Annotated in this window: 6 protein-coding genes; 5 read left to right on the top strand and 1 reads right to left on the bottom strand. The window is 65.2% G+C overall.

The genetic code is table 11. The annotated features are described in order from the left end of the window. Positions 1–411: 411 nt before the first annotated feature. The 3 genes from QZY03_RS02195 to QZY03_RS02185 all read left to right on the top strand — a co-directional run bounded on the left by QZY03_RS02195 (position 412) and on the right by QZY03_RS02185 (position 5,362). Entirely contained in the window at positions 412–3,555 is a 3,144-nt protein-coding gene (locus QZY03_RS02195) for a choice-of-anchor Q domain-containing protein (protein ID WP_295577823.1), read from the top strand. Positions 3,556–3,716: 161 nt separating this feature from the next. Next, positions 3,717–4,520, top strand: coding sequence for a right-handed parallel beta-helix repeat-containing protein (locus tag QZY03_RS02190; protein WP_295577821.1), 804 nt, complete (start codon positions 3,717–3,719; stop codon positions 4,518–4,520). Positions 4,521–4,627: 107 nt separating this feature from the next. Then, positions 4,628–5,362: a hypothetical protein gene (locus tag QZY03_RS02185; RefSeq protein WP_295577818.1), complete on the top strand. Its 735-nt coding sequence runs from the start codon at positions 4,628–4,630 to the stop codon at positions 5,360–5,362. A 115-nt stretch (positions 5,363–5,477) separates the two neighbouring features. Here the strand turns inward: QZY03_RS02185 and QZY03_RS02180 are convergent, their stop codons facing one another. Continuing rightward, positions 5,478–6,590: a TIGR03032 family protein gene (locus QZY03_RS02180; RefSeq protein WP_295577825.1), complete on the bottom strand. Its 1,113-nt coding sequence runs from the start codon at positions 6,588–6,590 to the stop codon at positions 5,478–5,480. Between QZY03_RS02180 and QZY03_RS02175 the strand changes: the two genes are divergently transcribed. Continuing rightward, the gene (locus QZY03_RS02175; protein WP_295577828.1) at positions 6,574–6,768 is read left to right on the top strand and encodes a hypothetical protein; all 195 of its coding nucleotides are present in this window, start codon (positions 6,574–6,576) and stop codon (positions 6,766–6,768) included. The two genes, QZY03_RS02180 and QZY03_RS02175, sit on opposite strands and share 17 nt — an antisense overlap. 68 nt (positions 6,769–6,836) lie before the next feature. Then, on the top strand, positions 6,837–8,117 hold the full coding sequence (locus tag QZY03_RS02170) for a CARDB domain-containing protein (RefSeq protein ID WP_295577815.1): 1,281 nt from the start codon (positions 6,837–6,839) through the stop codon (positions 8,115–8,117). Positions 8,118–8,225 lie beyond the last annotated feature (108 nt).

Raw genomic sequence — 8,225 nt, 5'->3', positions numbered from 1 at the left:
GGTGCGCCGCACCAGTTGGGCGGCGGCGAATTTCGTCAACTCAACCGCAGACCCGGACGCCCTCGTTATTTCCCAGCGGGACTGGGAACGCTTGCTGGATCAACTGGCCTCGACGGCCTGAAATGGCCAAAGTCGAGATTACATGACGTGACCGTCACTGTCACCAACGCGAACATCTCGAATAATGGCGGTTCAGCCCTCGGTACGCACGGCGAGTGGAACGCGTCGGTCACGATGACGATCGATGATTCCACGTTGTCCGCAAACGGCGGTTCCGGTATTTCACTCCGCGGGACCTATGTCAGAATCCGCGACAGCCTCGTCTCCGACAATACCGGCGACGGGATTTGGGGGTCTTTTTGCGATCCGCGATATTTGCAGCCGCGAACCTTTATCAATGCTGATAACAGCGTGATCGCCGACAACGGGGGCAACGGGATCAGCGCCTGTATGCTTGAACTGCGAAACAGTACCGTTACGAACAACCTTGGATACGGCATCCAGAGCGAGATCGATTATTATGGCGGCGGCAGTCTTGCCATTGATGCCAGCACCATCGCGGGAAATCAACACGGCGGGGTATTCAGCGACTTCCGCTTTTGGAACCCCGGCGATTTGTATTTTTTTCAGATCAGCAACTCGACTATTTCGGGTAATCACAGTCGCGGCGACGGGGCCGGGATCGCGATTGATACCGGCGGCCGGTTTCCGCCGCCGGCCGACGTCCTCCTGATCAGCAACAGCACGGTCACCGGAAATACTGCCGCGGGCGTCGGCGGCGGTATCGCCTTGCTCGGGTACTATTACAACAGCTACCGTGACCTGATCGGTCGGGGCGCGACCCTGACCAACTCGATTGTTGCCGGCAATCGGGCAAGCGCCGATCCGGACTTATCGACTTTGAGCCTTTCTCTTGCGACCGACTATTCACTGATTCAGGACCCGGGGAATGCCCTGCTGACCGAGGCGATTCCCGGCTCCAATCTGTTCGGCCTCGACCCATTGCTCGGTCCGCTGGCGGACAATGGTGGTCCCACCCAGACCCACGGCTTGCTGCCCGGCAGCCCCGCGCTCGACCGCGGCGACCCGGACTTCGCGCCGCCGCCGGTCTACGACCAGCGCGGGGAACCTTTTGGCCGCGTGGTCGATGGGCGCATCGACCTCGGCGCGGTGGAGGCGCAAGCAGGTGAGGTGCCCTCTGCACACGCCTGGCTGTACGCCCTCGGCGACACCAACGCGGACGGTACCCCGGAAATCGCCGTGATCAGCGAGGGCGATGGCACCAGCCAGGCGACGGTGAAAGACGCGGCCACCGGGGCACTGATCAGCCGGTTCGACTTCAGCGCGGCCCTGTGGCCAGTGACCGGCAGCGCGACCCTGCCAGCCGACGGCGCCGGGGTCGGTCCCCGGCTCGTGCTGCTCGGCGCCGCGCCGGCCCGGGCCGAGACCCGCCAGGCACTGACGGGGGATCTGTTCGGCGCCGTCACCTTCAATCCCCACGCTTATCCGGTGGATCTGGCCGTCCTACCCGACCAAGACGGCAACAGTGTCCAGGACCTCGCCACGCTCGTCACGGCATCGACCACAAGTATCGCCGCCGACGCGGTGACCGAACGCGTGAGTCTCGACTCACACGCTGCGCAAAGCAACAGTTGGAGCTGGGATACGGCGATCAGCGCCGACGGGCGCTTCGTGGCGTTCTCATCCCAAGCCAGCAACCTGGTACCGGACGATACGAATGCGAGCGCCGATGTCTTCGTCCGCGACCGCGCCACGGGGACGACCGAACGGGTGAGCCTCGACTCGAACGGGACTGAAGGCGACGATAGGAGCGGCAGTCCGGCGATCAGTGCCGACGGGCGCTTGGTGGCGTTCTCATCCGCTGCCGGCAACCTCGTACCGGGTGACACCAACTCCAGTTACGATATCTTCGTTCACGACCGCGCGACCGGAACGACCGAACGGGTGAGCGTCGACTCGAACGGGGCTCAGGGCGGCAGTGGCAGCAACGCTCCCGCAATCAGCGCTGACGGACGGTTCGTGGCGTTCTCATCCGAAGCCAGCAACCTCGTACCGGGTGACACCAACTCCAGTTACGATATCTTCGTTCACGACCGCGCGACCGGAACGACCGAACGGGTGAGTGTCCACTCGAACGGAACTCAAGGTAACGGAACCAGTTACAGTAGGCCTGCAATCAGCGCCGACGGACGGTTCGTGGCGTTCACATCCCAAGCCAGCAACCTGGCGCCAGGCGACACCAACGGACGAGCAGATGTCTTCGTCCACGACCGCAACACAGGGGAGACCACGCGGGTGAGCCTCGGCGCGAACGGCGCCCAAGGCGACAGTCACAGTTACGCTCCTGAACTCAGCACCGACGGACGGTTCGTGGCGTTCTATTCCTATGCCGGCAACCTCGTGCCGGGCGACACCAACGGGGAAACGGATGTCTTCGTCCACGACCGCCAGACTGGCATGACCGAGCGGGTGAGCCTCCACTCGAACGGGACTCAAGGCAACAGTGACAGCTTCTCTCCTGCGATCAGTGCCGACGGACGGTTCGTGGCATTCGCTTCCGACGCCGGCAACCTCACGCAAGGCGACGAGAACCGCAAGCGAGATGTCTTCATCCGTGACCGCACCGCGGGAACGACGAAGCAGGTTAGCGTCGATGCCTGTGCATCTCAGGCAACGGCTGACTCTTGGGGACCTGCGATCAGCGCCGACGGCACCGTCGTGGCATTTCAGTCCGAAGCTAAGAACCTGGTTGCGGACGACACCAACAGTCAACGTGATATCTTCGTGCGCGCGCCCAACTCCACTGATACCCCGGTGCTCTGCCCGGTCGCCGCAGACTTGACCAGTGTCGAGATCCGCGACGCGGCGACCGGCACCCTATTCAACACCCTGTCATTCGCCCCTCAACTCGACCCAAGGCAGGTGCTGGCCCTGCCCGACCTCAACGGCAACGGCAGCGCCGAGGTGGGCGTAAGCCTGTTGTCCACGGTGGGCAAGGCCGACCGCGTGGTGATCAAAGACACGGCCACCGGCGCCCTGGTGCAAACCCTGTGGTCCGGCGTGGGGCTGATTCAGGCCGCGGTGGCCCCCGACCGCAACGGCAACGGGGCACCCGAGGTAGCGCTGCTGTGGCGCAATCCGGCCGCGGGCACTACGCAGGTCTGGGTGACCGATGCCGCCACCGGCCAGCGGCTCGCTGCCGTGGCGGGGATCAAGCAGGATGTCGTCCCGCTAACGCTCGCGGTGGTCGCCGATATCACCGGCAACGGCATCGAAGAATACGCCGTGCTGGGCAGCACACCGACCACCGGCCAGGTGAGCGCAACCCTCCTGGACGGCGCGGCCGGCCGGTGGCTAAACCGGATCTGGTATAGCAAAGAATGCACGCCGCTGGATCTGGTGAGCATCGCCGACGTGAACGGCAATGGCGCCCCGGAACTGGTGATGCTGGGCCGCTGCGGCCCCGATGGGCAACTGCGCGCCGTCATCAACGACACCAAGAGCGGTCAGGTGCTGCGGCGGCTGGACTTCTAGCCTGGCGGCCGGTGGCGGGGTTCGCGTTGCGGGTGGCTCGGGCGGCAGCCTGACCGCCGCCCGCCGCCGAACCGCGCCGCAGGCCACTCGCGTGCTTGCTCCCCGGCCCCGGCCATCCGCGCCGACGGAGCCACGACCATCAACCCGACTGAGGAGCGACCATGATCGACCGCGAAATCCACACTTGCTCACCGTCACCCCGTCCGTTGGTCCAGGCAATCCGCGCCTGTCTGGGGTCACGCGCCATCACCCAGACCACCTCAGCCGCCGGCCTGGCGCTGCTGCTGGCGGTCCCCCTGGCCGGGTCGGCCGCCGACTTCACGGTCACCAACCGCAACGATGCCGGCCTCGGCAACCTGCGCCAGGCGGTGCGCGACGCCAATGCCAGTCCCGGACCCGACACCATCCTGTTCGACTCCAGCGTCACCGGCACGATCCTGCTGACCTCCGGGGCGCTCACCGTCACCGATCCGCTGACCCTGGAGGGGCCTGGACGCGACGTTCTGATGATCGACGGCGCCGCCGTGCCCGCTATTCTTCAGGTCGAGGACTCTTTGTCCCTCGCGCATCTAAAGTTGGCCAATGCGGCTGGCAACGCAATCAATGTATCGCTAACCGATTATTACACCACCATTAGGATTCGCGACAGCAGTATTGAAGGCAGCACCGGCTCCGGCATCTTCCGGACATGGGATAGCGCCTATTATCACTACTCTTACTCGGCGCTCATCGAGAACACGACCATCACCGGAAACGGCCGCCACGGCATCGATATTGTCGGCGGAACCCTGTCGATCAAAGACAGTACCTTTTCCGGCAACAGCGGCAATGGCATCGACATCTTCGGTGCCGATCTGTCGATCACCGACAGCCTGGTCTCCGGGAATGCCGGCTATGGCGTTAACGCACCGTCTCCTGATTCGCTGCGGTACAGTTCACCTTTTTCCGTGCCGACAATAGCCTGATCAGCGACAACGGGCGCGACGGGATCCTGGCGCCCAATCTGGACCTGACGCACAGCTCCGCGACTGACAATGGTGGTCGCGGCATCACCACGACAGCGGCTTACTCCGTGTATACGCGGGTGCGCATCGAAGGCAGTACCATTTCCGGAAACCAGGCTGGCGGGATTGCTAGCCAGGATTATTATCCTTGGGGTAATTCGGGACACGGTTTCGAGATCAGCCACTCGACGGTCCTGTCATTCGCCCCGCAGTTGGAGCCGCGCCAGGTGCTCACCCTGCCCGACCTCAACCGCAACGGCAGTGCCGAGGTGGGCGTGCTTCTGCCCGACGACAGCACAGCCGATCGGGTCGTCATCAAAGACACGCGGACCGGTGCCGCGGTACAAACCCTGTGGTCGGGGGCAGACTTGCTGCAGGCCGCGCCGGTTGCCGACCGCAATCGCAACGGTGCCCCCGAAGTGGTGCTGCTGTGGCGTAACCCAGGCACGACGCAGGTGTGGGTGGTCGATGCGGCCACCAACCGCCGTCTCGCGTCGCTGGCCGTGTTCAACCAGAGTGTCACGCCATTGAAGCTGGCCGTGGTCGCCGATGTCACCGGCAATCGCGTGGAGGAGTACGCGGTGCTCGGCCGCACGGCGCCGACCGGCCAAGCGACCGTGACCGTCGTGGATGGTGCAATCGGCCAACGGGTGAGCCGGATGTGGTCTGACCCGGGCTGCACGCCGCTGGATCTGGTGAGCATCGCCGACGTGAACCGTAACGGCGCCGCGGAATTGGTGATGCTCGGCCACTGCGGCACCAGTGGGCAACTCCGGGCCTTCGTCATGGACGCCAGACCCTGAAACGACTGAGGTTCTGATCGGTAGTCTGGATCATGCGACGGCCGCGGGGTCGCCAACGCGTCAGGGTCGGAGCGGGCGATCGGAGCGTCCGCCGTGACCAGGTCTAAATCTCGCCTTACCCCAAGCGCTCGGCGGGTACGTCCTTGAGCGCCTCGTCGGGCAACATGTAAGAGGCCGCGATGCGCTCGTCCGTGGGCTCCAGGATTTCGGGAAACCGAATGCCGGGCAGCACCTTGACGGCGAAGATCTCCTGCACCGCCGCCTCGAAGCGCAGGAAGGCGGCGACCTGTGCGTTACGAATGTCGACCACCCAGACGCCGCAGGTGCGTTCTTTCAGCCGCTCGGTGAGCGGCAGGCCGCTGAACATGGCGCTCTCCCGCACCTGCGACAGTCCGATGAAGGCGAATGGCCCAAAGAAATCCAGGCCCCGCGTAAAGCCGGGTACTTGCGCGATGGTGTGCAGCCGGCCCGAGTCAGGATCGACGGTGGCCAGACTCCCGTTGCCCGATTCGAGCACCCAGAGCCGCTCCGCATACCACCGCGGTGAGTGCGGCATGGAGAGCCCCCGACAGACCTGTTGGCCGGTGTCCACGTTGATCAACACCCCGCCGGCGGCCTTGTTGTCGCGCCAGCCCTGTGGAGAATCAGCCTCCCCCAGCGCGGTGACATAGCGGGGGCGCCCGTCGGCCATGCCGAGTCCATTGAGATGGCAACGATCCTCGGGGCTCAACGCCGAGACGAAGGCCGGCCGCCAGCGCGGCACGAAGCTGTTTTGGCGATCGAGCGTGCACAGGCAGGAGAAGCGCGTATTGACACACCAGAGTTGGCCGTCGGCGTCCCAGTCCATTTCGTGGATATCGATGTCTCCGGTGACATGGCTATTACGCGGGAGGTAACAGGCGTCGTGCCGGTCCGGAGGGTCCAACCGGCGGGTCACCGCGGGCATGTTGACGTAGTCTTCGACCACCCGGGCGGTGCCCAGCGCGAACCGCCGCGCGTTGGCGGCCAGTCCCATGGGTTTGGCGAACGCGCGAAAATGGGTGTTGAGCACCCCCCCATCATTGCGCGCGACAATGAGCTTGCCCGCCTGATAGGTCGTGATCAGCAGCGAGCAACCCAGCGTGCGCAAGAGCTCGGGGAAGCTCGCGGTATGCACGCTGCGCAGCGGTTCCGGTTCCGGCGGGGCAGCGGACTGGGTGGCGGCGTCGGTTGTGTCCAAGTGGGTCACGCTGGGTGTCGAGATGCGGGTGGATAGGAAACACCAGGGTCGGTTGGGCATTGTTCAGGCATCCGGTCGGCGGGTCAATCCCGTCGGCACGCCGGGGCCCGCCAAGGTGCGGCCGATCACCGTCCCGCTGACGCGCACCCCGTCCGCCGATCCGGCCCATCCATCCGGTGGCGATTGAACACAACACGCCACCATGTTAGTGTCCGTCGGCACGTGCCAAACCCTTCATGGCAGAAGGAAATACGCATGTTTTTCGAGCTGTTCCGACGCTATCCGGGGCCGCGCGGCCGACGCGCGGGACTTTTTCTCTTGTGCTTGGCGCTGGTCCTGAGTCTGACCTTGGGCCAGGCGGCCACCGCGGGCGGAACCGCGGACCTGCAGCGGCTGTCCGCCGGTTACCACAGCCTGGCCATCGAGACCGACGGCAACCTCTGGGCCTGGGGCGCCAACTGGTCCGGTCAGCTCGGGGACGGCACCACCACCAATCGATCGACGCCGGTCCAGGTCCTGACCCGAATCACGGCCGTGGCGGCGGGCTACGGCCACACCATCGCCATCAAGACCGAGGGCAGCCTCTGGGCCTGGGGAGACAACCAGTACGGCCAACTCGGTGACGGCTCGACTGACTTGCGCCCACGTCCGCTTCAGGTCTTGACCGGGGTCGCGGCAACAGCGGCCGGCTATTATCACACCCTGGCCCTCAAGACCGACGGCAGCCTCTGGGCTTGGGGCTACAACGAATTCGGCCAACTCGGCGACAGCACCACCACGAACCGCCCGCGTCGAGTGCAGGTTGCCGGGTTTCCGGGGCCGATCGCCCCCGATTTCGTGGTGACCGATGTGACCATGAACCCGCTTGACCCGCTCGCCAACAACACGTTCAGCGCCACCATCACGGTGCAGAACCAGGGCACGGTCGCCGGGACGCTCGGCACCCTGCAGGTCTGGGCCAACCAGGCCGACACCCAGGGCTGCGGCGCGGCCGGGGACCAAACGGCCACCCTGGGACGTGTCGCGGTCGGCGCCAAGCGCACGTTGAAGGTCAGTGGCCTGCCGGCCGGGACCTCCGGGGCCAAGACCCTGCGCGTCTTCATCGACAGCCAGTGCCGGACCGCGGAAACCAATGAGACCAATAACCAATTCACCAAGGCGTATACCGTTTTTGGCCGGCCGACGCCCGATTTCGTGGTGACCAGCATCGTTCTGCCCTCCTCCGGCCTAAGCGCCGGCGTGACCTTTAGTGCGACGGTCACGGTCAAGAACCAGGGTTCGGGGGCCGGCAATGGAGGCTACCTGCAGGTTTGGGCCGATCAACCGGCGGCCCAAACCTGTCGTGCGGATGGCGACACCTTGGTCAGTGTCGGCACCCTGGCGGCGGGCGCCGGCGCCACCCTGACTATCGACGGACTGCTCGGGGGTGCCGCCGGGACCAAAACCCTGCGCGCCTTCGTGGACAGTGACTGCGACACGCGGGAGACCCGCGAGGGCAATAACCAGAAAACAGCGGTCTATATGGTCGGCCCCTGAGGCGATTGGCGGAACGATGGCCGCGCGTCGCGCACTAAAGGTCGAGGCTTTACCGTGAAAGTCGCGCAGCGACCCTGTGGGAGCGGCGTCCCGCCGCGATGGGGCCGG

Source organism: uncultured Lamprocystis sp. (genome assembly GCF_903933125.1).
Classification (GTDB): Bacteria; Pseudomonadota; Gammaproteobacteria; order Chromatiales; family Chromatiaceae; genus Thiodictyon.
The sequence above is the reverse complement of the archived record's forward strand: the minus strand, read 5'-3'. Positions and strand labels throughout refer to the sequence as shown.

What these genes read in the sequence shown, in the direction of transcription:
- QZY03_RS02170 (WP_295577815.1), top strand. Translation starts at nt 6,837, where the DNA reads ATGTTTTTCGAGCTGTTCCGACGCTATCCGGGGCCGCGCGGCCGACGC.
- QZY03_RS02190 (WP_295577821.1), top strand. Translation starts at nt 3,717, where the DNA reads ATGATCGACCGCGAAATCCACACTTGCTCACCGTCACCCCGTCCGTTG.